Below are 26467 nucleotides of genomic sequence, written 5' to 3' on the forward strand. Positions count from 1 at the left end.
TCACCTCGAAAAAAGTTTCCCCAACCATGATATTTAACAAAATGTAGCGTAGTGCTTAACAGAAAAAAACCGTAAGGTCTTTTATAACAAATTGCTTCATTTTCCGATAAAAACGCGCTATTTTGGCAGAATTAAAGCATTGAGACAGTGAATGGAAATGAAGAATAGCACATAGGTTGCACTATTCTTCATCAATCTCAATGTCGACTGATTCATCTGAGATTCCGGCAAGCATTTTAGCTTCAGTTTCAAATGGCTCTATATCGATATCTAAAGACTTTTCCTTATACTGCTCATTCCATGGAACACCACAGGCTGCTGCGTGTCTTTTGGGATCGTAGGGGACACCTGTTTTTAGAACACTGTAGATAATCTTTGCAACTTTTCCAGACATATGTCCTATAGCTTTCATTTTTGGCATTTGACGTGCCAATAGGCGCTCGTAATATGCCGCAAACACATTAGGACCACCTCTTTGGGCAATAAGTATTAGAGCCATCTGAAACATGACCCTGCGTGTATCGCGAACACCACTGAACGTCTGGCGAGTGCCTTTTACAGAAGTCCCAGACTGCTTATTTTCGGCAGATACACCAAGGTATTTTTTAAATTCTTTATAGGTACTAAACCGATGAATGTCACCTATTGGCCCAATACCAGCGTAGCTGTCACCATCCGCAAACGTATGTAAATTAGTGGAAAATATTACTCCATACACGTCTATCCATGTCCTCTAACTCCTTTTTCTTGCTCTAGGGACGAAAGTGATTATTTTTCCTGTGTATGATTCTGTAAACAATCAATTCGTTCGGTGATCAATTGCACCTTTTGAACAAGATGAGTCATGACTGCCAGTTATGATCTGGACGATCTTGTAGTTACCTTGAGTCTATAGAAGTAATGATGGTCTTGTCTTTAAAACCAACTGATTCGAAAAAGCTCATGATGCTTACATTATAAGTGTCAATTGCAACTACAATTTCCGTGATCTGACGAAGGGTAAAGCGCGCATGTAAAGTATGTAACAACGATGTTCCAATGCCTTGATGTCGATAAATTGGCTTGACTACGACTCTATAAATAATGCCGCGGTGTTGAGCAATTGTTCCAATGACAACGCCCATCATCTCCCCATTCTTCGATGCTACAAGGATTAAATGGTGATCGAGTGACAATTGGTTGACAAAAGCCCTCCTTGTTTCCTCGAAACACTCCGCAGGTAGAATACTCGTTAATAGTCTTGACACTCCTGCATAATCTGCTAATTGAAATGACTGAATGACCATATTCCACTAATCCCTCCAAACTTTTGCAGCCCTTCTGTCGACCACAATGAGATTTTTTGGAGTTGCTTTAAAAGCCCCTGCTGCCGATAGGTGGACACAGGGGCTGGTTTCATGCAGGGTAAGATACTATCCTTTCTCTATCTTTCTTTTGCAGATTGAAAATGGCAAAAATCCCTTGTTATTTTCTTCAATTTTTTCCTTACGACTCGTAATACTTCAGGATCGTGATAAGAAAACGACCTCGTTACGTACCAGTCAATTTCGTTATTCAATTCACTGATATAATACGGGTTATCATTTTTCTTAACTAAGTCAGTTAAATCTTGTGCAAATGCTTGGCTTAATAGCTGGACATTGGGTACCTCTAACCATGTTTGTATGACAAAAACAGGCGGAGTATGGTCCTTTCTGAAATCTTGTCCCGGTATTTGATCCCAAAACTGATTCCATTCTTGAAGAAGTCCTGCTTCGTAGAAAATAAACTTTAAAAAACCGCATAACCACGCCGTACAACTGGTATTACGCTGCTGGCATCCTTTCCCGTATTTCAAATGGCGACAATCCAAACAACAAGACCCTCCATGTGAGATACAGACTTGACAAATATATGATGAACCGATTCCTTCAAGGTACTTAATCCCAAACTGAATCACATCTTCTCTTGTTGTGACACACTTCCCATCTTTACGATTTTCAAACTCTACCTTTTTTTCACTTGAAATTGTGGGATGATTAGCTTTTCTACATGTTTTACGTGTGCCAGACATAGATTCTCCTTTCCTACGGACATTTCTTGTTATTCCTCATTAAATCGATCGAGCATTGAGATCGTATCAATCAAATGATTATTAAAGATTTGTCGAGCGACTGCTAAGAGTTCGATGATCATAGGATCACGAAGCGAGTATGTGACTTTATTTCCATCCTTGGTTCCGTACACAATGTTTTTGTTCCGTAAGATTGCAAGTTGCTGGGAAACAGCGGAGCCTTCGCTTCCTATTAACACCTGCAACTCATTGACGTTTTTGTCACCATCAGATAGCAACTCTAGAATTCGAATCCGTAAAGGATGGCCCAATGCCTTAAAAAAATCTGCTTTGAATTGTTGCAACTCAAGATTCAACAAAAATCCCCCATTCTTCATGAATCGTGTAAAACCAACATCTACGATTTCTTGATGTGACCGTAATCAAGAAACATAAACAGTAAAAACCTATACGGCTGTTCACTTGCTATGCTCTATGAGCTGGACTTAACTCAGGTTTCGTTTGCATTTTTGATTGATCTGGAGCCGACAAATGAGCACATTCCCGGAAGGCAAAGTTCTTACAACCTAAACATTTGTTATGTTCCAATTGGGTAAGGGCGAAATCAATCGCTTCTCCCGTATGTTCAAAGAAATGTTGATGCCCAATGTATTTATAAAGTCCGGTACGTCTTAGTACTTCATTGGGCTGAGGTTGAATGCCGGAAATGAGTACAAGCCCACCATGATTTTTAAAATCTTGAACCACACTCGCCAGATTAGACTCACCTGTGGTATCCATGAAAGGAACCTTCCCCATTCGTAGGATCAATATTTTGGGACGGTATTGAATCGTGTTCATAATGGACTGTTCAAACATGGCAGCTGCTCCGAAAAATAAAGCTCCTTCAACGGTAAAAATACTGATTTGAGGACAATCGTGGCCCTCCGTGACCATTTGAGGTTTTACCTTCCCATGTTTAACCGAAGGATCGGGAAGCACTTTGGCTACAGTCAAGATGTCACTCATTCGTTTCACGAACAGAATCACCGCAAGAATCAAACCGACCTCTACAGCAGTTGTCAAGTTCGTAAAAACTGTTAGAAGAAAAGTAATCAATAACACGGCTGAATCGCTCGTCTTAGTCCTGAGAACATGAGCAAATTCTTTACGTTCACTCATGTTCCAGGCTACAACCATCAAAATGGGAGCCATGCTTGCCAACGGTATATGTGATGCATAAGGAGCAAGCAGTATCAATACGAGTAACACCACAAGTCCGTGTATGATACCGGAAATAGGAGATACCGCACCATTTTTAATATTGGTAGCTGTCCGCGCTATTGCTCCGGTTGCCGGTATTCCCCCGAATAAAGGGGTTATGATATTTGCAATTCCTTGACCAATCAATTCCCGATTGCTGTTATGCCTATGCCCGGTCATCCCGTCTGCAACCACTGCAGATAAAAGAGATTCAATGCCGCCAAGCATTGCAATGATAAATGCAGGGGTTAGCAATTGTTGAACCCGTTGCAACGTTATTTCAGGGAAATGAAAGCTGGGTAGAGTGCTAGGTATCGTGCCGAACGTAGAGCCAATTGTGGCAACTTTACCTTCGAACAACAACGAAGCTACAATACTTGATATCACAAGTCCGATCAGTGAACCTGGTACTTTTGGCAACACTCGTGGTGTAACCAAAATAATGAACAGGCAAATACAAGCCGTAATTACGCTATAAAGATTTGTTGTAGAAATGTGCACCCAAATTTCCTTCATATTGGAAAGAAAATCCTCATGTTTTTGAAGACCGCTAAGACCAAGAAAATTACCAATCTGTCCGGAGAAGATTATAATGGCAATCCCTGCGGTGAATCCGATGGTGACTGGTCGAGGAATAAACTTAATCAGTGCGCCCAACTTAAAAATCCCCATCAAGACGAGCATAATTCCAGCTATTAAACCAGCAATGAGTAAGTTTTCATAGCCGTATTGCATGACAATCCCGAACAGAATGGGAATAAAAGCACCAGTTGGCCCTCCAATCTGAAATCTGGAGCCTCCAAACAAGGAAATCAAAATACCTGCAATAATCGTGGTGTAGATGCCATATTCCGGTTTTACGCCCGATGCAATGGCAAATGCCATCCCTAAAGGAATGGCAATGATCCCAACAATCAATCCTGAAATGCAATCTTTCTGGAATGATTTCACGTTGTAGTCTTCAAATCTTCCTATCCACTTCATGTTTTTAACCCTTCTTCTTTTTGAATATTTGATTATTTGAAGATACATAAATAGTACGCCTCAATGTACTCATTGTCAATTCGAAGAAAAGGGGGATTACTACATTTCATTCTGCCATGCTTTTCGGTAAGTAATATTTAATATGCTAAGTGCAGATAAATCTAATTTGGATATGGTGCGCTTAAAAGTTCCGATTTTTGTTTTGGTATTAGAACTTCAAGTATTTTTGCGCATTTATTCATACAATGATCGGTCTATTGTTATACTCAAAAGGATACAAAGTGCCGACTCTCACCATAATAGGAACTTTATCTGGAGGGGATCATGTGAAGCGAAATTGGGAACTGGATGAGTTGATTGAGCATTTTACAATACTCCCGAACGAAATGAAGTTGATCGAAAATAAAACGGGAGAAACCAGAATTGGATTTGCGGTGCTATTCAAGTTTTTCCAAAACGAGGCTCGTTTTCCAACGCATAAGTTCGAGGTACCCAAAGCTGTGATTGCCTACATTGCCAAACAGATTTTTTCCGATCCGGAACTGTATGCCAGATACGATTGGACTGGTCGTTCAATCACTTACCATCGAACACAGATCCGTGAGTTCTTTGGTTTCCGCGAGGATACGCTAGAGGACGCACATGAAATGACAGAATGGTTATGCCAACATGTCCTGTATCATGATCATGATGTCGAGCACCTAAAGGAACACGTGTACAGTCGATTTCGTGAGCTGAAAATCGTACCTCCCACCCCAGACCGCATCGAACGGCTCATTCGTTCCGCCATTCACACCTACGAAGAGAATTTTTTCCAAACTGCATATCAAAAGCTACCTTCCTCAACCTTAGCCAAGATAGATTCCTTGATTAATAGCATCGCCTATTTGGAAATAGATGACGAAGAAGTTTCCGGAGAAGAGAATGGTCAGTTATCGTTTCATGAATTGAAAGCCGATCCTGGACGAGCAGGGCTTGAGAGTGTGTTAAAAGAAATCAATAAGTTGCGCACGATTCGAAATTTGGAACTTCCGGACGATCTGTTTAAAGATATCCCCCAGAAGGTGCTGAAGAAATATCGGCAGCGTGTGGCTACAGAGGATATTCGGGAGTTGCGCCGCCATCCTGCGCCGATTCGGTATACGTTGCTGTCTGCTTTTTTCTGGCTTCGCAGCATGGAAATATCGGACAACCTGGTCGATCTTCTTATTCAGATCATTCATCGCATTGGGGTTCGAGCAGAACGCAAGGTAGAAAAGGAAATCCTGAAGGATTTACGGCGAGTCAGCAACAAGTACGGAAGCTTGTTCAACCTAGCCCAAACAGCTATCAACCATCCAGATGGAATCATTAAAGAGGTATTATACCCAGTGGTCAACGAACAAACCTTGAAGGATCTCGTCAAAGAATTTAAACATACCGGCCCAGCTTACCGTGAAAAAGTCCATACCGTCATTCGTGCCTCCTATGGAAGCCATTACCGGCGGATGGTTCCGGAAATTCTCAGCATTCTAGATTTTCGTTCCAATAACGAGGTTCATCGGCCAGTGATCCGGGCATTGGAATTGATCAAAAAATACGCGAACACTGGACTGCATTATTTCCCTTTAGCCAATGACATTCCGATCGATGGTGTCATTCGTACCGCGTACAAAGAAATTATTATCGAAAAAGATGACAAAGGACAGGAACGGATTAACCGAATCAATTACGAGATCAGCGCCTTGCAGATGCTACGGGATAAATTGCGTTGCAAAGAAATCTGGGTACCTGGGTCTAACCGGTACCGGAATCCGGACGAGGACCTCCCGTCTGATTTTGAGGAACGACGAGAAGAAAACTATAAGGCATTGAATCAGCCCTTAGATGCGGATTCGTTTATTGCTGCACTTAAACAAGAGATGATCCAAGGACTAGAAAAGCTGCACGCTGGTATGCCAAAAAACCCTAAAGTACGGATTACGGAAAGAGGCAACGGCTGGATCTCCGTCTCTCCATTGGAACCACAGCCAGAGCCATTAAATTTGGTTCGGGTGAAAGCCGAAATCGCACGCCGCTGGCCGATGACCAGCCTGCTGGACATTTTGAAGGAGACGGACTTGCGCATTTCATTTACAGAACAATTTAAAACGGTAGCTAACCGCGAGATTTTAGATCGGGAGACGCTGCAAAAACGATTGATTCTTTCCCTTTACGGTCTTGGAACCAATACCGGCTTAAAACGGGTCAGTGCTGGTGATCATATCGAAAGCTATAAGGATCTTCTTTATGTGCGGCGTAAATTCATTCACAAAGACAACCTACGTAATGCCATTGCAGAAGTAGTAAATGCGATCTTTCGGGTGCGGATGCAGGAAATATGGGGAGAAGGAACAACTTCTTGTGCCTCCGACTCGAAAAAGTTCGGGGCCTGGGATCAGAATCTTATGACAGAGTGGCATATCCGTTACCGTGGCCGCGGCGTGATGATTTACTGGCATGTGGAGAAAAATTCAACGTGCATCTATTCACAACTCAAATCATGTTCTTCATCTGAGATTGCCGCCATGATCGAAGGGCTGCTCCGGCATTGTACTGATATGGAAGTAGAGAAAAACTATGTGGATTCTCACGGCCAAAGCGAAGTCGCCTTTGCTTTTTGTCATCTGCTGGGCTTTCAGCTCATGCCGCGACTAAAAGCAATCCACTCACAAAAACTGTATCGTCCGGAGCCAGGAATGACAGATGCTTATCCTCATCTACAACCGGTACTGACACGTCCGATAAACTGGGAGCTAATCCGGCAGCAGTATGACCAAATGGTGAAATATGCGACAGCTCTACGCTTGGGTACCGCAGAAACCGAAGCCATCCTGAAACGCTTCACTCGGAATAACCTTAAGCATCCTCCATATCAAGCTTTAGGAGAGCTGGGAAAGGCAGTAAAAACCATTTTCCTCTGTAACTATTTGCACTCCGAGGAGCTGCGCCTCGAAATTAACGAAGGATTGAATGTCGTAGAGAACTGGAACTCAGCCAACAGCTTTATCTTCTATGGCAAAGGCGGAGAAATTGCCACGAATCGCATGGAAGATCAGGAAATGGCCGTTTTATCCCTGCATTTGTTACAAAACTGCCTGGTGTACATCAACACCATCATGTTTCAAAATATTTTATCTGAGAAAAAATGGTTTGACCTTATGACCCCGGAAGATTTCCGGGCTTTAACCCCGTTAATCTATACCCACGTGAATCCGTATGGTACATTCCGTTTGGACATGAAGGAACGACTTCCACTAGAAGGTGAATTGGCATGAGTGAAAAACGTGTATCTGCAAAAAAGAAAGCCCGCGAGCTGGCAAAATACCTGCGGGCTGAACGTCCGGACTATGCTTACCTAAAAAGATTGTTTCAGCACCTAAGGGATGAGCTTGAAATAGAGGTACCGAAAGTATCAAAAAAATTACCCTATGTCCCGACTGAAGAAGAGTTAAAACGATACTACGAAGTAGTCTGGAAGACAAAGAATTTTCAGGACATGATGATCGTGAAAACGCTGATGTATACTGGCGTCCGCGTTAGCGAGTTAATCAACATCAAGCTGACGGATATCGACTTTCACTACTGCCAAATCCGGATCAACAAAGGAAAGGGCAGCAAGGATCGGATTGTTCCTTTCCCACAGACCTTTAAAGAGCTGCTGGCCATGCACGCGGATTCGATGAAAAAGAAGCAGGCTGTCTATGTATTTGAATCCTCCTGGAAGAAAAAATACACAGATCGGGGAATTCGTAAGATTTTGGCCAAGTATTCCGAGGAAGCCGGACTCGCTCAAAATTTATCGCCGCACAAGCTTCGGCATTTTCTGCTGACTTGGTTGAAAAAGCAAGGCATTGACGATGCGTTGATTCAGCCCTATTCCGGTCACGAAAGTCGTAAATCACTTGAGGTATATTCAAAGCTGGCGATCACTGATGCGCAGTTTGAGTATAACGAGGTTATTAACAATTTTCCAGTTTAACCCATACATTTGCGGGTGGTGTCAGCTACGCTGGTACTACCCCCTATTACAGCAATGAGAGTACAAGCCCAATTATCACTCATGACAGGTAAAGAAAAGAGCAAATTGGTATATGGGTGTGGGGAAGTTCCTTTTTCAGCATTACCATGTAATAACTCATGGATGCTTGCGTCAATACTGCTTAAACTTTCTTCAATGCGCAAGGCTTCTTGGATAAGCCAACTTTGTCGATCGACAACATGGACCAATGGCAGAGCAACGGTGTTAGGTAAAACATGAGCTAATTCGCTGGCTGCCTTCTTTGCAATAGCTTTAGCACCGCATTTGGTTATTGCTTCTCGAAGTTCAATCTCGGAGAGACCCTTCATATCCAAAGCAGTTGGATACATTAACGCTAGGCGTAACACAGAAGGGCTTGAAAGCTTCTTAAATGCTCTTTTAAGGTCAGGGTGAGTGATTTGAAATAACTGTTGCACCTGGTTTTTCCTGCGTGTCAGGGTAGTGGTAAGTAACCAGCGATCACGCATGAGAGTACGGACGATAGACTGTGACATTGAGGCTGGACTCGCTAGTCGTACAGCTTTCATATCGGGGTGGAGCGATTTATGCCATCCCATATAGGCCATCGTTCTAGCATCAATAGCATCGGATTTCTCTTGAATACCAAGAGTCTCTTCCCGAAATTTTTTAACAGAGGCATTTTCAACCATATGAAGTGAGTAACCAGCTTTTAATAATACCTGTTGAAGAAGAAAGGAATAATGCCCACCTGTCGGCTCCATTAATACGAAAAAGTCGATTGGTTTTAATCCTAGATGCTCCTGTACATCTTGAAGGGCCTTCAAGAAATCAGAGATACCCAAACTATCGGCATCGAATTTCATTGTTTTGGCCCTTTTCCATTTTCCATCACGAAACTGTTCGGGAGTAATGCAGGTAGCCACATGAAAATCAGCTCCAATATCGACACCAACGTATATTGGATAAAAGAGTCTTACGAATTCTTTTTGCCCATCGGTTTGAGTGACACTAAAAGTCATTAACTGATCTTCCTTCATAAGTTATGTTCTCCTTTTATTAAGCAATATGTAATACACCTGACTATCCAAGTTACTGTGAGAGCTTCATTTGCCCAATGTAGCATGTCAGGATTATAGCGCCAGGTGATCTGTACCCAAATTGTCTCAAGAGGTCTAACGCAAGTTAGCCCCAAACGTTGAAGGGTTTCAATTGCTTTACTTTATATGGAGTACAATTTTCCGTTATATAGACTTTAAAAAACTTATACGTTACCTCTGAGAAAATTCCTGCTCTGGTTTAGTTAATTTTGGAAAACAAAAAAACCCGCCAAAGGACGGGTTAAACGCTGACATGGGTGCAGTGCCAATACACGTGGAGTGCCCCAGTGTTATATCAGAGGTCTGAAATCTATCAGCCCCAATCCTAATATGGTAGGTAAAACCATGAAAGGTCACTGCACAATATATATGATTCGCTAGTGAGCGAGTGTACTCCTGCAAGACCAATGTTCCCAAATAGTTAGTAGAGCTCTATCCATCAGGAGTGCCCACATTGTGTTCAGGAATACATTGGCAACGTAAAAGATTCGTTAGGAAATAGAGTTATTCCTGCAAAGGCCGATGTTCCCAAACATTACGCAGAGCTACAACCGAGGATGTGCCCACGTTTTGTTCAGAGATACATCGGTATCATTTAGTTTAATTCTGTGGAAAAGATATGAAAAGATTTTCTCGGTAGATTGCTTCGCAATCTACCTGCGACACCTCCCGTGTGGGCTACGCCCTCCAAAATACCCGCCTAAAAGGAGTGTCTGCACAATGAATTAAAGACTTACGCGTAAAAGCATGTAGTCCTTTGATCAAAGAACAAAACTAATCAAAACACTACAGTAACATTACTTGTGGAAAGAGGTGGAGAAATGTCCAAGCTGATCGGCATTATTAAAAGTGGCTCTGGTACGGTTCACGCGGTTACGGACAAAAGATCGCCAAAAGCGTTGTGTGGTTATAGGCACGGAATGAAAGGGAACTTTGCTTGGTCGGGTAGGTCACGGGTAACGTGCGAAAAATGCAAAGTGAAAATTCCAGAAGACGTGATCGAATAACAGGAGGGGAACGGGATGCAAGGACGTGAGATCAAGTTACGGATATAGGATAAAATTAACAATCTCATGCTGCAGTGGAAGCATCTGGTGAATGCTCCTGATCTGTCAGAGTTTCTGATCCACAACGTAGAAGATGGTCATTATTCGACCTTGATGCAATTCACCGGCTGGTGCGACAAGAACGGCAAGGAGATTTATGAGGGAGATGTATGTCTGCTGTTCAACAAAGGTAGCGATCTGTTTGGGGAAGAGCCGGTGGTTGTTGAATGGATCGGCGAAGATGAAACTGGATACGGGATTGGTTGGGGGGGAATCCCGAGTATGTTTGAATACGTAGTCATCGGCAACATCTATGAAAACCCGGAGCTGCTGGAGGTGGGGAAGTGATGGAACGAGATGCAGAAAAGGACCTACAGATGTGTGACCTAGCTACTCCAGGGCCGTGGTTTAGAAACGGGGAAAAATGGTGCTCAGAAGTCACAACAGACTTAAATTCAGGGGCAGAGAGTTGGGGTTGCCAACTGTGGTATAGAGACGATTCTAGTATGGTACAACTGGCTTAACAACGCCGAGTCGCTGTTCAAAATAAACAAGAGCAAGCGGAAGAGGGAATTGATCAACTCTTTCCACGGCTATAGCATTCAGAGACAAAAAACGAATTGAAAGCAAGGCAGATCGAGCGGGCTTTACAGTATTCACTGGATGAAACAGAAAGAAAAATCATTAAAGAAAAGTACCTAGTCCGGTCAGAGTAAATGACATCAACGTATACCTGGACTTAGGGCTGACAAAGGATCAGTATTACATTAAAAAGAATGAAGCAATATTTCAAATCGCGACGGCACTCCGCATCATTTGAGTGCCGTTTCTTATTTTCCCGACAAAAACCCGACAAAAAGCAGGACAAAATAGGGACAAAAAAATCATGGACGTTTTTTCCATACGGGATCGGTAACCTTGAATTAAGAGCAAGGAACCAGAGCTAAATGCGAGAGACGGCTCCTGCCCCTCGCCCCCTGTCCAGTATCACTCATCTTTTTGAAGTAAAAGTTAGATTATTGAAAGAAGTGAAATTCCAATTATATGAATTGTTTCTAGAAATAGGTTGACATTAATTCAAAAATATGGTAATTTTCATTATAATGTGGACAGTACACAATAATATTTGTTGTAGGAGGACTTGCTGTGTATAAAAAAAGCATGAAAAAATTTTTTGTACTAGGGGTTGCAGCAGTTTCTTTGTCAATTTTGGCAACTGTAAGTAGTCCATCACACGCTGCTTCAACAACTGTAACTTTAGGAGTAAAAAAAGTCACTCAAGCAGCAGAGTTATGGTGCTGGGCAGCATCTTCAGTATCTGTATTAGATTATTTTGGTATTAAAGTTACTCAATCCGATTTTGTTGAATATGTAAAAGGTGAGGTTTCGAATAAATCGGGAAATATTAGTGAAGTCATGGATGGACTCGATCATTATGGGCTTCAAAGTTATCGAGAGAATAACTCATTAACTTTTAAGGAGACGGTAAGGGAAATAAACAATGATATACCTGTATTAGCACGCATAAAATGGAAAACGGGAAATACAGCTATTGGTCATATGGTTGTTATTGATGGCTACACAAACAGCTCAACTAAATATCTAAGGTATATGGATCCTGATAAAGGTGAATATTCTATTATGACTTATGACAGATTTGTAGATAGCTCGGGTCAAGAGTGGACCCATACCATATATGGATTCGAGGAAAATTAATTGAGGAGGTAAAACATGAAGAAGATTACATTTGCGGTTTTGGGAATAGCAACTCTTGCTGTAATGTTTTCGTTTTCTGCTGTCGGGGCAATTAATGAAGGGAAAAAGGATGCCTTTAATGCATATAAAAAATTCGAGTCAGCAGGCAATAATAAAACTAAAACACCCCAAAAAAATAATGTGAACGAATCTCATTTGTCTGATTATTCAATCGACAGTGCTCGTTTACCTGATTCAGAAGCAATAAAATCTTTTAAAGGCTCTAGTATTACTGATTTACTAGTACCTTCAGATGAAAAACTGTGGTTTATTATGGAGGGAGATAAAGCTAAAGGCATAGTTATAGCAACGGATACTGAGCCAATTCAAGCAGGTCTCGAAAAAACAGGGCCGGAATTGTATGAAATGTACAAGGATATCATTCAGGAGTATGGTAAAGATGTTCAAGTGAAATATTTGGACTACGCAGGTGGTTTTATTTTTGTAGCGGTTGATCCAAATGGAAATGAAGGTATATGGCTCGAAGAACGAGCAGCGAAGCTACTTGATCTTAGTCCCGGAACCAAGTACAGTTCTGAACAAGTTCTTGAAAGTATCAACGATGGGCTAAACTCTAGCGACGAGGATGTCTCTGACGATGACTCGCTAGGGGGAGGAAAATAAGAAAGAAAAGGGACAGCGATATGCTGTCCTTTTTTATCATTGAAATTTAAATAAAGAAAGTAACAATTTCAAATTAGATTATACATTTCCGCACATCAATTGAAGCAATGGTGATGATCATGTAATGCGCCAGTTTGTTGACTCAGATACGTGAGAAATATTTTACACCGAGGAAGTGCTGCGGTTTTCGGATGAGATAGTAAAAGTATTTCGTCCAGTCGGCCGCAGCTCAAAATTCGTAAAGATCAAAGCCAGCCAGAAGGCAAAGCGACGGCTCAGGAAGCTGTCACTCGCCGAGGCTGGCTTTTTGTTGAAGATCACGCCGTATGCTAGTGAGGGAACCAATCTCCTTGAGGGCGATAACGAGCGCGGCCAGAGAGGTGTACCGCTTACGGTAAAGGACCTTGCCTGCATCGCAGACTGTTCCTATCCGACCGCCCGCAAGATCGTCCGGGCGTTCATCGCTGAGCGAATTCTTCGGCGCGTGGAGAGCGACGGCAGGACAGCGCTTGCGATCAATCCACTTTATTCGTTCAACGGCAAGTCAGCTGAAACATCGCTCCTGCAACTCTTCAAATGGGAGATCACGGAAGCTGGGGAGGACCCGAATTCCGAATAGGGGGTCGCCAGAAGCAGACAGGCCTTAAAGCCTTGACGCTCTAAGCACAACCGTTGTTTTTTGCGGTGATACAAAACGTATACTTTTTCAGGTAAATAGTAGTCGTTTCGCATCACTCAAAAAGTTGCCACCAGCCCACCTGTATCAAGGCTTACAGCGATTTTGGCGCTGGCAATATTCTTTATTCTTATATCTATCGCCACTAAGAAGAGAAATCCAGCTTGGACTTACGAAAAATACCTGTTTCGATGATCAACCTGAACCCGTACAATCCAAGGATTGAACTGCAGCCGGGCGACCTGGAATATGAAAAACTGAAATACTCCATCGAAGAATTTGGGTATGTAGAACCGATCGTGTGGAATGAACGAACCGGGAATCTCGTTGGAGGTCATCAACAGTTCAAAATCCTTGTCCACGAGCAGGGAGCCACCGAGGTAGAGGTATCAATCAAACGCACCCCCGAATCCTTTGATTTCAATTGGCTCCGTCGCCGTTCCCTTCTCGATGTAAACCCGGACGCTCTTCGATAAAGCCTCTTTTATTTACTGGGGGCTTTTTTCTATATGACGACTTTTGACAAGCAGTATATGCATACCCTCTGATCAGGGAGGGATGAACGATGCATGTAAGAATCATACCCGGAAGTACGACTGACAAGGCTCGTTCTGACTGCTACCGATATCTGCTGAGAAAGTACAGAAAGGAGAAGCTGGATGGTCGGGATTTACGCGCGAGTAAGCACCGAGGAACAAGCAAAAAGCGGCTTCAGCCTTGATGACCAGATCAGGGAATGTCGGAAGAAGGCGGGAACGCTTGACGTTGTTGAGTATGTAGACGATATGTCAGGTGAATTTCTGGACCGTCCCGCTCTCACGAAATTACGACAAGATGTAAAAGATGGCGTTATAACAAAAATCATCTGCCTCGATCCAGACAGATTATCACGAAAACTCATGAACCAGCTGCTTATTACTGACGAATTCGATAAGCGTGGGATTGAGCTCGTTTTTGTAAACGGGGAATATGCCAAGACACCTGAGGGACAACTATTTTATAGCATGCGTGGAGCGATCGCGGAGTTTGAAAAAGCAAAAATAAATGAACGGATGAGCCGTGGCAGAAGAGAGAAGGCAAGGCAAGGTCGTGTCCTGCGTGATTTTCAGATATATGGATACAGCTATGACCCGGAAAAAGAACAAATGATTGTAAATGAAGGGGAAGCGGCAGTTGTCAGATTGATTTTTGACCTGTTTACGCAGCCAAACGAATTGGTACAAGGTATGAATGGGATTGCCAAGTATCTAACGGAAAAAGGCATTCCAACCAAACGCGGGGCCAGAGTGTGGCATCGCCAGGTTGTCCGTCAATTGCTGATGAACGAAGCGTATATCGGGAGGTTTTATCAGAATCGTTGGAATACGGAAGGCATGCTCGGAAACAAATTCCGGAATTCCGAAGAAAAAGTTCGGATGCGTCAACGTCCGCAAGAAGAGTGGATACAACTGAGCTGCCCTGCCATTATCGATGAAGTAAAGTTTGAGCATGCACAAAAGCTTTTGAAAGAGTCAAGAAGGCGTTGGGCGGGCAGGAGTCTAAATCAGTATTTGCTGAGTGGATTGCTTCGTTGCGGAGACTGCGGCAACACGATGACCGGCCGGAAATCTAAAAATTGGGGGAAGCATGTCTTCGAATACACCGATGTAAAAAACACCGCTGGTGCCCAAAATCATGGATGTGGCCGAAAAATTAAGTGTGAGGAACTGGATGAAGAAGTCTGGGAAACGGTTCGATCTTGGCTGGACAATCCAGATGAGATTGCTGCTGCCGTCGAAGAAAGAAGCGAGGCACCTTACGAATTGGCAGAGGTAGAACGGCTGCAAAAGGAGCTGGAGAAAACGAGGAATGGCCGAAAGCGGTTATTAAAACTGTTTTCTTCAGGCGAAGAGGACTTGGGCGAAGAGGAGATCCGTCAAGAGCTGCGTGATCTAAAAGCGAGGGAAGAAAGGCTGCTTCAACAGCTCACAGAACTCGAAGAGCAAGCCCAGCGTATGAAGGAAAGTGGCTACAACCGAGATTTACTCCAAGAAGCGGCAAAGTATTATCTGTCCAAAAAACCGGATGAACTTACATTTGAGGATAAGCGAGAACTCATTCGTCATGTAGTAAGAGAGATACGGGTATACGAAAATAACATCGAGCTCTACACCTTCTGATGCGCCACTATTGACATTAGAATCGAAATCCTCATGCATCTTCGCAGCCTGAAAAAAACCAAGAAAGATGTCTCTTTGCACGATCCGATCGGTACGGACAAAGAGGGCAACGAGATCACGCTGATCGACGTCCTGGGCACGGAAACAGACGAGGTCGTGGATGCTGTCCAGCTAAAGCTGGAGTCGAATAAGATTTACCAGCACATTCACATTCTCGATGAACGCGAAAAAGAAGTGATAATCGGCAGGTTTGGCCTGGATCAGGACAAAGAAAAAACGCAAAGGGAAATCGCACGCGAGCTTGGCATTTCCCGTTCTTACGTCTCCCGGATCGAAAAGCGGGCGCTGATGAAGCTGTTTAATGAGTTTTACCGGACAAAACAGGCACAGAATAGATAGCACTTACCGTGTGTCAGGTATGTGCTGTCATCCGCGAGAAGGACATTTTAAGAAAGTGTCCTTCTCGCGTTTTTTGATTTCTATACAAATTCAGAACATCCGTACTGGCGACAGAACAAATTACATATCATAGAAAACCCATGTTAGGAAACGCTAAAGGTACGCTATTTAGTGGGAGGTTTTCTTTTGCGTACCATAGTACTAGTCGTGTCTCTGGTTCTTTTCGCCACAGGCTGCAATCCGCAAGCCAATCAAAATCAACAGGCAAAAACAAAATCCGCGGCAGAAGATCCTCTGTGCAAGCCGACGCCGGTTCGTTTCTTTGACAAGGAACAGAAAGCCAAGTCCATTACGGAACAAGTACATGGAATCGATAAAGCTGTCGCTGTTCACATCGACAAGGAGCTGGACGTCGCCATTGGAGTAAGCAACTTTAATCGCTTCCGATTGGAGTCGATCGAAAAAGAAGTTGGGGAGAAATTAAAAAAGGAGTTTCCCGATTCTGCGATCCATGTTACCTCAGACAAGAAGCTTATCGATGAATTGCAGAAACTGAGTGACACCCCATGGTCCAGTGAACAGGAGAAAGCCTGCAAGCAAAAGAAAAAGCTCAAGCAAATTGAGAAAGAGATGAAAGGGTAGAGAAAGCAATCATTTATCAGACAGCGCTCTCTTTTCACAGCGAAAAGGGCCGCTTTTTTTATGTTCTTTTCAATGATGATTTACCATAAAGTGGATTTTGAGCATTCCTTTTAATAACGAGTGAGAGCGTTTTCAAGCTAAGCAGACAAGCATCTGATTTGACTTAATTGTTTCAAAATGATACCCTTTTTATGTATACATAATATAAGAAAATTATTATGCGTTTATTTGTTTTTTAATCCTGGATGATGAGAGCGAGGCAAACGTCGCAAGGACAGGGACACTGAACAAAAATCTGGAAAGGAGGTGCACGCATTGAATAGAAAAGCGAGTCGCAGGGGCATCCCGTTTTTCATTTTTAGCGTGCTAATCCTTATCGTCTTTGCATCCGCTCCCTTGTATAATGCAGACGCTCAGTCCATGGAAGAAGATTCTCCGCAAATTTCCGCGAATCCGTACGAAAAGCATTTCGTTCATTTCCGCAAGGCATCTCCGATCAAGTTTCAATATGCGCCTATCAGAGAAGCATTGTTGATCCTTGTGCTGCCGCTGCTTTTCCTTCGCGCTACTCCTATACCTCGGTTTACGTATCGGACTTTCATTCCCATTAAAATGAAAAGTCTCTTTCTGATGCCTATTAAATTCACCTCGACGTTTTTTCTCCCAAACACCTCCCGATAGCTCGACAGCTATGATTTTTTTAGCCTGTCTGGCACGGACCACACCATTGAATAAAAATTGTATAAAAATCCCTGAATCGTTCGAATAAAGGATGAAAATAAATTTTGCCAAGGTCGTTTAGTAAATAAATTCTCACGATTGTGAAATAAATCACAATGTAGTTGACAGGAATGTTGTTGGCAAAAAGGAAGCGACTCCTATTTTTGTTGTGGACAACAATGAGGAACTTACTCGGCAGAACAAAACGATGATACAAGAACTTACTCGGAGGCAGAACACTGCGTTAGCCTGAATGGAAAAACGACGCGAAAGCGTGCACAGTCGGCTTTGTTGTTCACGAAAAACAGATAAGGGAGTTGCGATTGCCAAAATACTAAGTGTACAGATGGGATTTCTTTGTTATGGCCAAAAACGAACTTGGAGGTATTTTTCATGAATGTACGTGAAACTCATTTGCCGGGAATCGGGAAAAAATTTCAACTGGATACCCAAAGCGGAGATAAGCTTGTAGTTGTGATTCACGATAACGGAAGGCGCGAACTGTACCATTTTGACCAGGATGATCCTGAGAGCAGCGTCTCGATGGTGGCGCTCGATGACGAAGAGGCGCGACAGGTTGCCGGCATTATTGGCGGGATGGCGTATAAACCGAAGGCGCTCGAGTCGATTGACATCAGCCTTGACGATCTGGTGATCGAGTGGCACAAAATCGAAGCCAGCGCAAAGTGCATCGGGAAAAAGATCGGAGAACTGGAGATTCGCCAGAAAACGGGAGCCTCCATCATCGCTGTCGTAGAAAAAGACCATACGAAGCATATCAATCCAGGACCCGATTATGTCTTCACTGCCAACTCGACGCTCATCGTCGCAGGGGAGAGGCAGCATCTCAAAGCTTTAAAGGCGTATTTGCTCGGTGGACGCGATTAGCGTACTCCTTTTCCCAGTCTGGAAAGCAATCAAGAGAAATTCCATTTGCATGCATTCCACTGATTTTCGGATGCAAAAAAGATGGAAGCTGTGCATCAGCAACTCATGAAAAAGACTGAAAAAGGAGGAACATATGGATACCGTAATATTTGAGATAGGGCTTGCCCTTGCTTTAATTTCAATCGTCGGCTTGATCTCCACAAAGCTGCGCTTCTCGGTCATACCATTTTACATTTTGATAGGGATGGCGGTAGGACCGCACGCACCTCATTTTGGAATCCTTGATTTGCGATTTATTGAAAGCTCGGAGTTTATCGAGTTCATGGGCCGTCTTGGCGTGCTCTTCCTGTTGTTTTACCTGGGCCTGGAGTTTTCCGTAAGTCGCCTGATCAAGTCGGGAAAATCAATCCTCGTCGGCGGTATTTTTTACGTCGCGCTCAATTTTGTATCTGGCTTGCTGCTTGGATGGATGATGGACTTGCCGTTAAAGGAAACGCTGGTGGTCGCGGGAATCATGACCAGCTCTTCCACAGCGATCGTAGCCAAGGTTCTCGTTGATCTGAAACGGACAGCCAACCCGGAGACGGAGATTATCATGGGCATGATCATGTTTGACGATCTGTTCATCGCCGTACACATGTCCATATTGTCCGGCCTGGTCTTGAGCGGAGCTACCTCATTTACAGGTGTTTTGATGACTTCGTTATCGGCGCTGCTCTTCATTTTGTTCTTCCTGATCGCGGGAAGATACGTTATCAAGTATGTAGATCGCTTGTTCGACATCAAATCGACCGAACTGTTCCTCATCCTTGTGTTTACGGCTCTGTTCCTGGTGGCGGGTTTTTCCGAAACGCTACACGTGGCAGAGGCGATCGGGGCGCTTTTGGTGGGGCTTGTGCTGGCGGATTCCAAGCATGTCAAGCGAATCGAGCATCTGGTTTTGCCGTTCCGGGATTTTTTCGGTGCGATCTTCTTCTTTGGCTTCGGGCTGACAATTGATCCGATGTCGCTTGGAGGAGCAGTGTGGATCACGATCGTGGCTGTTGTCCTCACGCTTGTGGCAAATATTTTCGCAGGCATGATGGGGGGACGCTCGGCAGGTATATCCAAGCGGGCTTCCTTCAATATCGGGTTTACGCTCGCATCACGCGGCGAGTTTTCCATTATCATGGCAAACATCGGGAAGGCAGGAGGCCTGGACCCGGTCGTTCAGTCCTTCGCTGTGCTGTATGTTCTGATCCTGGCTGTTCTGGGACCACTATTGACCAAAGAATCAAAAACCATCTACAACTTCTGGGAAAAAGTGTCGGGGAATTTCAGCAGGCGAAAACAGCAGGGCGATGGAACAGGTTGATCGTACCATTGGGTTGAAAAAAGCAAGGGGCAGGTATCTGTATGATCGATACCTGCCCCTTTTATTTTCGTAAAAAAGCTTAGCCGTGTTGCAGCAATTCCTTCAGTTTTTTCAAATGATCCCGTTCGCCGGCCACAACGAGCTGCGTATCCGCCATGAATACGTGCTCGGGACCCGGGTTGATCTGTTTTTTCTTTTCCCGATCAATGACGGCGATAATCGTGACACCGGTCTTTTGCCGGACATCTACTTCTCCTATCGTTTTGCCGATGCATGCAGCCCCAGAAGGAATTTTGAACCATTCGATAACCAGATCGTTCAGGGAGAGATTCACGGTCTCCAGCGCTTTCGGCTTGTAGCTCATGCCGCCGAGAATTCCCGCTGCCTGCATGGCTTCATCGTCTTCAAGCGTAATGGTTGATGTGCACTCATCCGGATCACCGGCATCGAAGAAGTACAATTCTCTTCTGCCGCTGTCATGGATGACAACAACCAGCTTTTCTCCCATTCGGGTCTCCATTTGAAATTTACGTCCGATTCCTGGCAAATCGGATTCCCAAATGTTCAAAATGGCAACCTCCTTTTTTGTACGTAAGTTGCCCCTATTATACAGGAGGAAGGCCCAAGATGCTAGAAAGTCTGGGAACCGCTTGCAGGATTTTCCTGGCTGGGCTGGGCGAAACGGATTGTCTGTAGAAGCGTGTCAAATGCCCCTGTCTGATTATGACTGATCCGGTTCGTTCCATTTATTTGTCAGATTCGGACGCTTGTACGTAGCGAGCTTGTCAAGAAGTTTTACAGGCTCGCTGTCGACGATCAGCAATTCCTTATGGGTAGCAGGCATGAAGCCGGCTGCGACGGCAGTCTCGACGAGCTGAATCAGCGGGGAGTAGTAATCATCGACGTTCAAGACGCCTACCGGCTTTTCATGAATGCCTATTTGTCCCCAGCAGAGCGCTTCGAACAGCTCCTCAAAGGTTCCATAGCCGCCGGGCAGGGCGATGAACGCATCAGAGAGCTCAGACATTTTTGCCTTACGCTCATGCATATTTTCCACTTGATAAAATTGGGTCAACCCGCTGTGGGCCATTTCTCCGCGGAACAACCCGCGAGGCATGACCCCGATCGCGGCTCCTCCGGCTTCCAGGACGGCGTTTGCTGTGCTTCCCATCAGACCCATGTTGGACCCGCCGTATACGAGCTCCAAACCCCGTTTGGCCAATTCCATTCCCAATTCCTTTGCCTTCTCGGTATAAACGGGTTTGGTGCCGGGATTGGAGCCAGCATAGACACAAATTCGTTTCATTGCTCTTCCTCCTTCGCTAAAGACGGCAGTTGACCGGACTTTTGCCAAGGTATAGTATACAGGTGAATCTTGGAAGAAGGAAGGATAGATCGATGAATCTGGATCATTTTCAAAAATGGGTCAATGATTTTTACGGAGAACGCGGCTGGACAAAGTACGGGCCCTTTATCCGGGTCGGTTTTTTAATGGAAGAAGTGGGCGAACTGGCACGTGCTGTACGGACGACGGAGATCGGAAGAGACCGGCCGGATGAAGGGGATCGTTCTGTTGAAGAAATTCGTGCCGAGCTGATCGAGGAGATGGGTGATGTACTGGGGAATCTGGTGCTGCTTGCCGAGCAGTACGGTGTGGGGCCAGAGGAGATCATGAAAGCGCATCAGGAAAAGCTGGTTAAGCGATTTGGCGAAATGGCTGAGAAAAAGTAGGCTGAAGACGGCAACAGAGGAAGGCATCCCATTCTGCCTTCCTTTGGCTGTTTACTTGCCTGGCGATATCGGTTTTTTCGAGAACTTCTTTTGATAATAGACACTCATGCCGACAATAACCGGGGTTATCACGATTGTAGGGAAAAACCAGATGATCGGATTTACACTCTCCAGATGAAGCAGACGGGGCGCTCCAAACACGGTGAAGGCGGTAATCGTTGCGATACAACAGCCCATCATGCCCGACATGTGCTGAAAAAACCAGTGCATTTTTGTAGCAGGCGGGCGAAGCCAATACTTGAGCTGAGTGCCGCCGAGAAATACGCCGACGAGCGGAAACCAGTTGAGCAGCGGCGAGTCGATCAGATAGCCGTAGCCCCCGATAAAAAAGCTGGAGATGAAAAGCAGGCCGGGAAACAGCAAATCCCACGGGTTGCGGTGAGCAGAAACGCGTTTTTTAAATCGCAGCACCCGCATGCCGTACCAGGCCGTCGCCGAGCTGAGCAGGGAGATATAGATCAAAAACCAGGCAAAAGAGACCGAAGCCAAGGTCCGGTCCGGGTCAAAGCCGATGCGCCACACCCCCATATAGAGGGCGGACACAGCGACGGCGGCCATGGAGATGACGTACACCCAGCCGACGCGGTTATGCGCCTTTCCTCCTTTTTTCGTAACGATCGGAATCCAGAAGACAACTAACGCAAGAAAGCCTGCAATGATATGAATAATCCTGAATAATTCAAATCCCGCCATAATGAATCCTCCCTTAGGTGTTGGGCTTCGTCAGTTCGCGCTTCATCAGCTCATAGTAGTCCGCAATCGCTTCTTCCATTTCATCCGGACTGATGACGCTTCTGACGCGAAGTCCATACGAATACGTGATAAACCGCCGGACTGCTTTGCGAGCGTCGATGTGTTCAGGGATGACACCAGCCTCTTTTCCAAGCTCGATCCACTTGATCGAGTTCTCCTCTGAATGACGGTACACGTCCTCCAGGATGCTTCTTACAGATGCTTGGTCCTGTTGACTGAGCAAATACAACAAAATAGGAGTAGTCACGTCATCCGGATTGGCAAAAGGCCGGACACTGGCAGCGATGACTTCCATCGGATGATGCAAATCTTTTTTCGCGTACGCCGTTTGATAAAAGCTGTCGCTCAATGATTCCAGCTTGTTCTTGAGGATGAGACCGAACAGCTCATCCTTGCTTCGCACATAGTGGTAAATGGCTCCCTTGGAGAGCCCGGACCGGTTCATAATCTCCTGCAGCGTTGTTTTTTTGCAGCCTTTTTCCCGAATGCACGCTGCGGTCGTTTCCAGCAGGAGACGAAAGCTGGGGGAATCGTTGGCTCGCGATATCATCAACAGATCATCCTTTCGAGGGGAAGAAAAAATTCCCTGGAAGTGTTACATGTTAAAGTATACAAACCGATGGTCGGTCTGTAAAGAGGGAAGTAAAAAAGATCTTCGGACAAAAGGCTTTCATACACCGCTTTCCGAAGATCTCGCGATTGAGTGTGGAGATGGAATTTGGACGGTTCCGCTGACCGTGCTACTGCTCACTTTCTTTGCCCGGCATCTGCTCCAGGAAGACCGATTTCACGCTCTCGCGCATTTTCTTTTCGCAGAGCACGTACAAAATGTCTCCTGCTTTAAGTGTAGTCGAGCCTTGCGGAGTGATCAACTTTGTTTGGCGAATGACGGCTGTGATCAAGGTGTTCTCCGGAAGTGTGAGAGACTGCAGGTCCTGTCCTTCGGCACGGGTACCGGCCTTTACCTCGATTTCCATCATTTCCGAGTTTGTCTTGCCGATCGAGACCAGCTCCAGGCTGTGCGGAATCACCGGCTTTTGTGCACTGGTGAGCCCCCATCTCTGAGCGAGCGGGGAGAGCGTCGCACCTTGAATCAGAGCCGATGTCAACACGACGAAGAAGACGACGTTAAAGAAGAGAATCCCATTGTCCAGTCCAGCGAGCAACGGGTACGTGGCCAGAACGATCGGAACGGCTCCACGCAAGCCCGCCCAGGATATAAACATCTTTTCTTTTAGCGAATAGCGAGTGAGGGCGGTACTGATGAAAACGCCGATCGGTCTGGCAACAAACATGAGCAGTGCAGAGAGAGCAAGCCCCTGCCACGCGATCACCAGCAGATCGTCCGGGAAGCTGAGTAACCCCAGCAGAATAAACATCAGGATTTGCATCATCCAGGCGAAGCCTTCGTTAAAGCGGAAGATCGAATGGCGATAGGTCAAATCGGAATTGCCCACAACCATAGCCATGACGTACACCGCGAGCAGGCCGCTGCCGTGAAGCAGGGCAGTTCCGCTGTAAGTAAGCACGGCGAGGGATAAGGCGAGCACGGGATAAAGCCCTGACGAATCCAGATTGATCCGGTTGATCGCCCAGACCGAGATTTTTCCCAGGAGCAATCCCATCACGAGGCCAAAGCCCATTTGCCAGATCAGGGAAAGGATCATCGTAAAGAAGCTGGCTTCGGGCTCCTGGATCATTTGGATGAACGAGACGGTCAAAAAAACGGCCATCGGATCGTTTGTTCCCGACTCTGCCTCCAAAAGCGAGGTAATCCGCTCTTTGATGTTCTTGTTTCCAAGCACGGCAAATACGGCGGCGGCGTCCGTAGAACCGACGATAGCGCCAAACAGCAGCCCCTCGAGCCAGGAGAGCTGGAGAATGAATACGGCAAATACGCCAATAACCAGCGTGGTCAAGACAACTCCCAGCGTAGCCAGCGATAAAGACGGAGCAATCACGGGGCGCACTTTGCTCCACTTTGTCTGCATGCCGCCCTCAAAAAGAATGACGATCAGCGCCATTATGCCGAAGAGCTGGGTCAGGGCGGCGTTGTCAAAATAAATGATTTGATTGAGGAACATGCCGACGGCGATAAAGAATACGAGAGAGGGCAAGCCGATCCGGGAGGAAAACTTCGTGGTCAGAACACCGACAACCAAAAGGATGGCAAAGAGCAAAATAATGCTGTCTGTCGTAAATTCCAAAGAGCCACCTACTTTCTGAGAATCTGGAAGACTGTCTATGTAAAAGAGCTGGATTCGTCCTGGGAGGGGCTGGCCTGACGCCTGGCTTGGAGAGTTGCTTTTCGGCGGCAAAGTGGAAAAGCCAACCATCTTTTATTGTAACGCAAACAAGTATTGTTTGTAACAGTTTTCTCAAGCAATGAACATTTACACAGATTTTTGCGCCTCCGCGAACCGGACGGCGTGGCTTCCCCGGCACAAGTTGCGGCTCTGCTTAGCAGGGCTGTTTTGATTTAAAGGGACAGGCGTCGTGGGACAGATGGGATAATGTTGTTTCCGGCTGGGGAGTGTAAATGTTAACCATACACAAATACTGCCTGATCGAAACATCGCGGAGGGGAACACAACGTGCCGGTAAAACGAAAGTCTCTATTGCTAGCGCTCAGCTTCGTACTGATGCTCAGCGCGATAGCTGCATGCGCCAAGCCGCACATCCAACAAGAATTGCCTTTGTCTGGAGAAAATCGGTCTGCTGCCAGCCGTCCCAAGGTGATCATGCTGCTCGTCGATTCGCTCCAATCGGCAGCGATAGACCGATTGATGCAAGCAAACAAGCTGCCGGCAATCGGCTTTTTGATCAAGAACGGGTGTACAAGCGAGATGTAATCAGCTCATTCCCGACGATGTCCGTCACCATAGACAGTTCCATGTTGACCGGAACGTATCCGGATGAGCACAATATCCCTGGCCTACTATGGTTTCACCCTTCTGAGAGAAGGATCGTCAACTACGGTGACGGGCAAAGAGCGGTATGGCAGCAGGGGCCAGTTAATTTGCTGACAGACACCTTGATGAACTTAAACCAGGTTCATCTCTCAAAGCGCGTTCGCACTCTCCACGAGGAGCTGCACCAGGCCGGATTTACTTCCGCTTCCATTAACGGCTTGATTTATCGGGGGAATGTTCCCCATCAGCTTGTCTTCCCGAACGAATTGCTTCGCTTGGTGATGGGCAGCAGCCGGGTGAATGTGATGGGACCGAATCTGCTTGGATTTGGCGCCTTGTCAAAGGTGAGTCCGGCACCGTTGCCGACGGGGCCCGCCCATGCTTATGGATTTCATGACGAATACACGCTTCAAAGCCTTCTTCAGCTCATAAAAGAAGGAACACTTCCTGATGTGACTTTTGCCTACTTTCCGGATTTGGACGGAAAACTGCATAAAAAAGGCCCGGCGGATGTATCAGGGGTGCTGGAGGTGGACGAACGGCTGCAGCGGCTGCTGAACGCATTCGGCGATTGGGAACGTGCGCTCCGTGATCACGTATTTATTTTGCTGGGGGACAGCGGCGTTACCGCGACAGTGGCGGAGAAAAAAACGGCAGTTATCGATCTGGACGAGCTGATGCAGGCCCGAGGTTACCGCAACACACCGCTGGGGAGGACAGCCGCTCCTGACGATGATGTGGCAATTGCGGTGAACGGGCGGATGTGCTACGTCTACTCCTTGTCCCAGCGTGCCCCGCTTGCAGCGCTGGTGTCTCTGTTTGCAAGCGATCCGCGGATTGATTTGGTCGCGTGGAAGGAGCAAGGGTGGATTTATGTGAGGCGGGGAGGTTCGGAGCGGTGGCTTCGCTACAGGGAGGGGCAGGCGTACCGGGACGAATTCGGGAAGTTGTGGGATGTGGAGGGCGATTGGTCCGTGCTCGGTCTTGCGGTCCACGGAAAAGAGCGGAGAATCGGGTCGCCAGAATACCCGGATGCGTTGAAGGGTTCGCTCGATTCTCACCAGGGAGAATTTCTCGTAGCTACTGCAATGCCGGGAACGGAGCTTCATGTGAACCGGTCCCCGAATCATCCGGGCGGAGGCAATCACGGTTCTTTGCACCGCGAAGACTCTCTGGCCCCGATGATCGTGACGGGGAAGGGCAGGCTTCCCTCGTTGCCGGAGCGCCAAGTAGAAATAAAGTCATTTGTTCTCTCCTTGATCCAGATCCAGAGGAAATGGTAGAGAATAGCCGACTGCGGAACTGCTTGGCTGGTTAGAGGTCTATACGGGCTGTCCCGAACGCTCATAGG

26 protein-coding genes are annotated in these 26467 nt (G+C 45.8%); 15 read left to right on the top strand and 11 right to left on the bottom strand.

Translation table 11 applies throughout. The annotated features are described in order from the left end of the window. Nucleotides 1-181: 181 nt before the first annotated feature. The 5 genes from NST37_RS08880 to sulP form a co-directional block, all read right to left on the bottom strand. Nucleotides 182-718: a transposase gene (locus tag NST37_RS08880; protein ID WP_339167692.1), complete on the bottom strand. Its 537-nt coding sequence runs from the start codon at nt 716-718 to the stop codon at nt 182-184. A gap of 160 nt (nt 719-878) precedes the next feature. After that, nucleotides 879-1286, bottom strand: a complete 408-nt coding sequence (locus NST37_RS08885; RefSeq protein WP_339167693.1) for a GNAT family N-acetyltransferase — start codon at nt 1284-1286, stop codon at nt 879-881. Between the two features lie 137 nt (nt 1287-1423). Further along, nucleotides 1424-2053 (bottom strand): hypothetical protein, encoded by a 630-nt coding sequence (locus tag NST37_RS08890; protein ID WP_339167695.1) that lies wholly within the window; start codon nt 2051-2053, stop codon nt 1424-1426. A 29-nt stretch (nt 2054-2082) separates the two neighbouring features. Further along, a complete protein-coding gene (locus tag NST37_RS08895) occupies nt 2083-2409 on the bottom strand; it encodes a metalloregulator ArsR/SmtB family transcription factor (protein ID WP_339167696.1) in 327 nt (108 codons plus the stop codon). A 109-nt stretch (nt 2410-2518) separates the two neighbouring features. Beyond that, complete coding sequence (gene sulP, locus NST37_RS08900; protein WP_339167697.1) at nt 2519-4279, bottom strand: sulfate permease; 1761 nt, start codon at nt 4277-4279, stop codon at nt 2519-2521. 326 nt (nt 4280-4605) lie between these two features. Between sulP and NST37_RS08905 the strand changes: the two genes are divergently transcribed. Together NST37_RS08905 and NST37_RS08910 are read left to right on the top strand one after the other, a co-directional pair. Then, the gene (locus NST37_RS08905; RefSeq protein ID WP_339167699.1) at nt 4606-7575 is read left to right on the top strand and encodes a Tn3 family transposase; all 2970 of its coding nucleotides are present in this window, start codon (nt 4606-4608) and stop codon (nt 7573-7575) included. Next, nucleotides 7572-8279: a tyrosine-type recombinase/integrase gene (locus NST37_RS08910; protein WP_339167701.1), complete on the top strand. Its 708-nt coding sequence runs from the start codon at nt 7572-7574 to the stop codon at nt 8277-8279. Before NST37_RS08905 ends, NST37_RS08910 begins: the two co-directional genes overlap by 4 nt. Here the strand turns inward: NST37_RS08910 and NST37_RS08915 are convergent. Then, nucleotides 8276-9337, bottom strand: a complete 1062-nt coding sequence (locus NST37_RS08915) for a transposase (protein ID WP_339167702.1) — start codon at nt 9335-9337, stop codon at nt 8276-8278. The two genes, NST37_RS08910 and NST37_RS08915, sit on opposite strands and share 4 nt — an antisense overlap. Nucleotides 9338-10470: 1133 nt before the next feature. Between NST37_RS08915 and NST37_RS08920 the strand changes: the two genes are divergently transcribed. The 10 genes from NST37_RS08920 to NST37_RS08965 all read left to right on the top strand — a co-directional run bounded on the left by NST37_RS08920 (nt 10471) and on the right by NST37_RS08965 (nt 19660). Continuing rightward, nucleotides 10471-10791 carry a YopX family protein gene (locus NST37_RS08920; protein WP_024985457.1) on the top strand — a complete coding sequence of 107 codons (321 nt, stop codon included), beginning with the start codon at nt 10471-10473 and terminating at the stop codon, nt 10789-10791. Between the two features lie 798 nt (nt 10792-11589). Next, nucleotides 11590-12159, top strand: coding sequence for a C39 family peptidase (locus NST37_RS08925; RefSeq protein WP_003390867.1), 570 nt, complete (start codon nt 11590-11592; stop codon nt 12157-12159). A 15-nt stretch (nt 12160-12174) separates the two neighbouring features. Then, on the top strand, nt 12175-12822 hold the full coding sequence (locus tag NST37_RS08930; protein WP_339186582.1) for a hypothetical protein: 648 nt from the start codon (nt 12175-12177) through the stop codon (nt 12820-12822). Between the two features lie 175 nt (nt 12823-12997). Beyond that, complete coding sequence (locus NST37_RS08935; RefSeq protein ID WP_339186583.1) at nt 12998-13441, top strand: hypothetical protein; 444 nt, start codon at nt 12998-13000, stop codon at nt 13439-13441. Nucleotides 13442-13662: 221 nt separating this feature from the next. Further along, nucleotides 13663-13974: a ParB N-terminal domain-containing protein gene (locus tag NST37_RS08940; protein WP_003390861.1), complete on the top strand. Its 312-nt coding sequence runs from the start codon at nt 13663-13665 to the stop codon at nt 13972-13974. Between the two features lie 183 nt (nt 13975-14157). Further along, nucleotides 14158-15657 (top strand): recombinase family protein, encoded by a 1500-nt coding sequence (locus NST37_RS08945; protein ID WP_003390858.1) that lies wholly within the window; start codon nt 14158-14160, stop codon nt 15655-15657. A gap of 33 nt (nt 15658-15690) precedes the next feature. Next, the gene (locus tag NST37_RS08950) at nt 15691-16056 is read left to right on the top strand and encodes a sigma-70 family RNA polymerase sigma factor (RefSeq protein WP_003390856.1); all 366 of its coding nucleotides are present in this window, start codon (nt 15691-15693) and stop codon (nt 16054-16056) included. Nucleotides 16057-16242: 186 nt separating this feature from the next. Further along, nucleotides 16243-16698, top strand: coding sequence for a YhcN/YlaJ family sporulation lipoprotein (locus NST37_RS08955; protein ID WP_031932388.1), 456 nt, complete (start codon nt 16243-16245; stop codon nt 16696-16698). A 1113-nt stretch (nt 16699-17811) separates the two neighbouring features. Next, entirely contained in the window at nt 17812-18306 is a 495-nt protein-coding gene (locus NST37_RS08960) for a cation:proton antiporter regulatory subunit (RefSeq protein ID WP_003390849.1), read from the top strand. 133 nt (nt 18307-18439) lie between these two features. Next, nucleotides 18440-19660 (top strand): cation:proton antiporter, encoded by a 1221-nt coding sequence (locus NST37_RS08965; protein WP_003390846.1) that lies wholly within the window; start codon nt 18440-18442, stop codon nt 19658-19660. Between the two features lie 79 nt (nt 19661-19739). Here the strand turns inward: NST37_RS08965 and NST37_RS08970 are convergent, their stop codons facing one another. Together NST37_RS08970 and NST37_RS08975 are read right to left on the bottom strand one after the other, a co-directional pair. After that, the gene (locus NST37_RS08970; RefSeq protein ID WP_003390843.1) at nt 19740-20228 is read right to left on the bottom strand and encodes a cation:proton antiporter regulatory subunit; all 489 of its coding nucleotides are present in this window, start codon (nt 20226-20228) and stop codon (nt 19740-19742) included. A 153-nt stretch (nt 20229-20381) separates the two neighbouring features. Next, entirely contained in the window at nt 20382-20966 is a 585-nt protein-coding gene (locus NST37_RS08975; protein WP_003390842.1) for a TIGR00730 family Rossman fold protein, read from the bottom strand. 92 nt (nt 20967-21058) lie between these two features. On the opposite strand from NST37_RS08975, the gene NST37_RS08980 reads away from it, so the two are divergent. Further along, nucleotides 21059-21391, top strand: a complete 333-nt coding sequence (locus NST37_RS08980) for a MazG-like family protein (RefSeq protein WP_003390838.1) — start codon at nt 21059-21061, stop codon at nt 21389-21391. A 51-nt stretch (nt 21392-21442) separates the two neighbouring features. Here the strand turns inward: NST37_RS08980 and NST37_RS08985 are convergent, their stop codons facing one another. The 3 genes from NST37_RS08985 to NST37_RS08995 form a co-directional block, all read right to left on the bottom strand. Then, entirely contained in the window at nt 21443-22144 is a 702-nt protein-coding gene (locus NST37_RS08985) for a DUF2306 domain-containing protein (protein WP_003390835.1), read from the bottom strand. A gap of 13 nt (nt 22145-22157) precedes the next feature. Beyond that, entirely contained in the window at nt 22158-22754 is a 597-nt protein-coding gene (locus NST37_RS08990) for a TetR/AcrR family transcriptional regulator (RefSeq protein WP_003390833.1), read from the bottom strand. Nucleotides 22755-22944: 190 nt separating this feature from the next. Further along, nucleotides 22945-24411 carry a potassium/proton antiporter gene (locus NST37_RS08995; RefSeq protein ID WP_003390831.1) on the bottom strand — a complete coding sequence of 489 codons (1467 nt, stop codon included), beginning with the start codon at nt 24409-24411 and terminating at the stop codon, nt 22945-22947. Between the two features lie 387 nt (nt 24412-24798). Between NST37_RS08995 and NST37_RS09000 the strand changes: the two genes are divergently transcribed. After that, a complete protein-coding gene (locus NST37_RS09000) occupies nt 24799-25056 on the top strand; it encodes a hypothetical protein (protein ID WP_339186584.1) in 258 nt (85 codons plus the stop codon). Next, a complete protein-coding gene (locus tag NST37_RS09005) occupies nt 25038-26399 on the top strand; it encodes an alkaline phosphatase family protein (protein ID WP_339186586.1) in 1362 nt (453 codons plus the stop codon). Before NST37_RS09000 ends, NST37_RS09005 begins: the two co-directional genes overlap by 19 nt. Nucleotides 26400-26467: the final 68 nt, after the last annotated feature.

Source organism: Brevibacillus sp. FSL K6-6036 (genome assembly GCF_037964015.1).
GTDB classification, from domain to species: Bacteria; Bacillota; Bacilli; order Brevibacillales; family Brevibacillaceae; genus Brevibacillus; species Brevibacillus borstelensis.

Bases quoted from the DNA above. Each gene is read 5' to 3' on its own strand.
- NST37_RS08885 (WP_339167693.1), bottom strand. From the start codon at position 1,286: ATGGTCATTCAGTCATTTCAATTAGCAGATTATGCAGGAGTGTCAAGA.
- NST37_RS08890 (WP_339167695.1), bottom strand. From the start codon at position 2,053: ATGTCTGGCACACGTAAAACATGTAGAAAAGCTAATCATCCCACAATT.
- sulP (WP_339167697.1), bottom strand. From the start codon at position 4,279: ATGAAGTGGATAGGAAGATTTGAAGACTACAACGTGAAATCATTCCAG.
- NST37_RS08910 (WP_339167701.1), top strand. From the start codon at position 7,572: ATGAGTGAAAAACGTGTATCTGCAAAAAAGAAAGCCCGCGAGCTGGCA.
- NST37_RS08915 (WP_339167702.1), bottom strand. From the start codon at position 9,337: ATGAAGGAAGATCAGTTAATGACTTTTAGTGTCACTCAAACCGATGGG.
- NST37_RS08920 (WP_024985457.1), top strand. From the start codon at position 10,471: ATGCTGCAGTGGAAGCATCTGGTGAATGCTCCTGATCTGTCAGAGTTT.
- NST37_RS08930 (WP_339186582.1), top strand. From the start codon at position 12,175: ATGAAGAAGATTACATTTGCGGTTTTGGGAATAGCAACTCTTGCTGTA.
- NST37_RS08945 (WP_003390858.1), top strand. From the start codon at position 14,158: ATGGTCGGGATTTACGCGCGAGTAAGCACCGAGGAACAAGCAAAAAGC.
- NST37_RS08950 (WP_003390856.1), top strand. From the start codon at position 15,691: ATGCATCTTCGCAGCCTGAAAAAAACCAAGAAAGATGTCTCTTTGCAC.
- NST37_RS08960 (WP_003390849.1), top strand. From the start codon at position 17,812: ATGAATGTACGTGAAACTCATTTGCCGGGAATCGGGAAAAAATTTCAA.
- NST37_RS08965 (WP_003390846.1), top strand. From the start codon at position 18,440: ATGGATACCGTAATATTTGAGATAGGGCTTGCCCTTGCTTTAATTTCA.
- NST37_RS08975 (WP_003390842.1), bottom strand. From the start codon at position 20,966: ATGAAACGAATTTGTGTCTATGCTGGCTCCAATCCCGGCACCAAACCC.
- NST37_RS08980 (WP_003390838.1), top strand. From the start codon at position 21,059: ATGAATCTGGATCATTTTCAAAAATGGGTCAATGATTTTTACGGAGAA.
- NST37_RS08985 (WP_003390835.1), bottom strand. From the start codon at position 22,144: ATGGCGGGATTTGAATTATTCAGGATTATTCATATCATTGCAGGCTTT.
- NST37_RS08990 (WP_003390833.1), bottom strand. From the start codon at position 22,754: ATGATATCGCGAGCCAACGATTCCCCCAGCTTTCGTCTCCTGCTGGAA.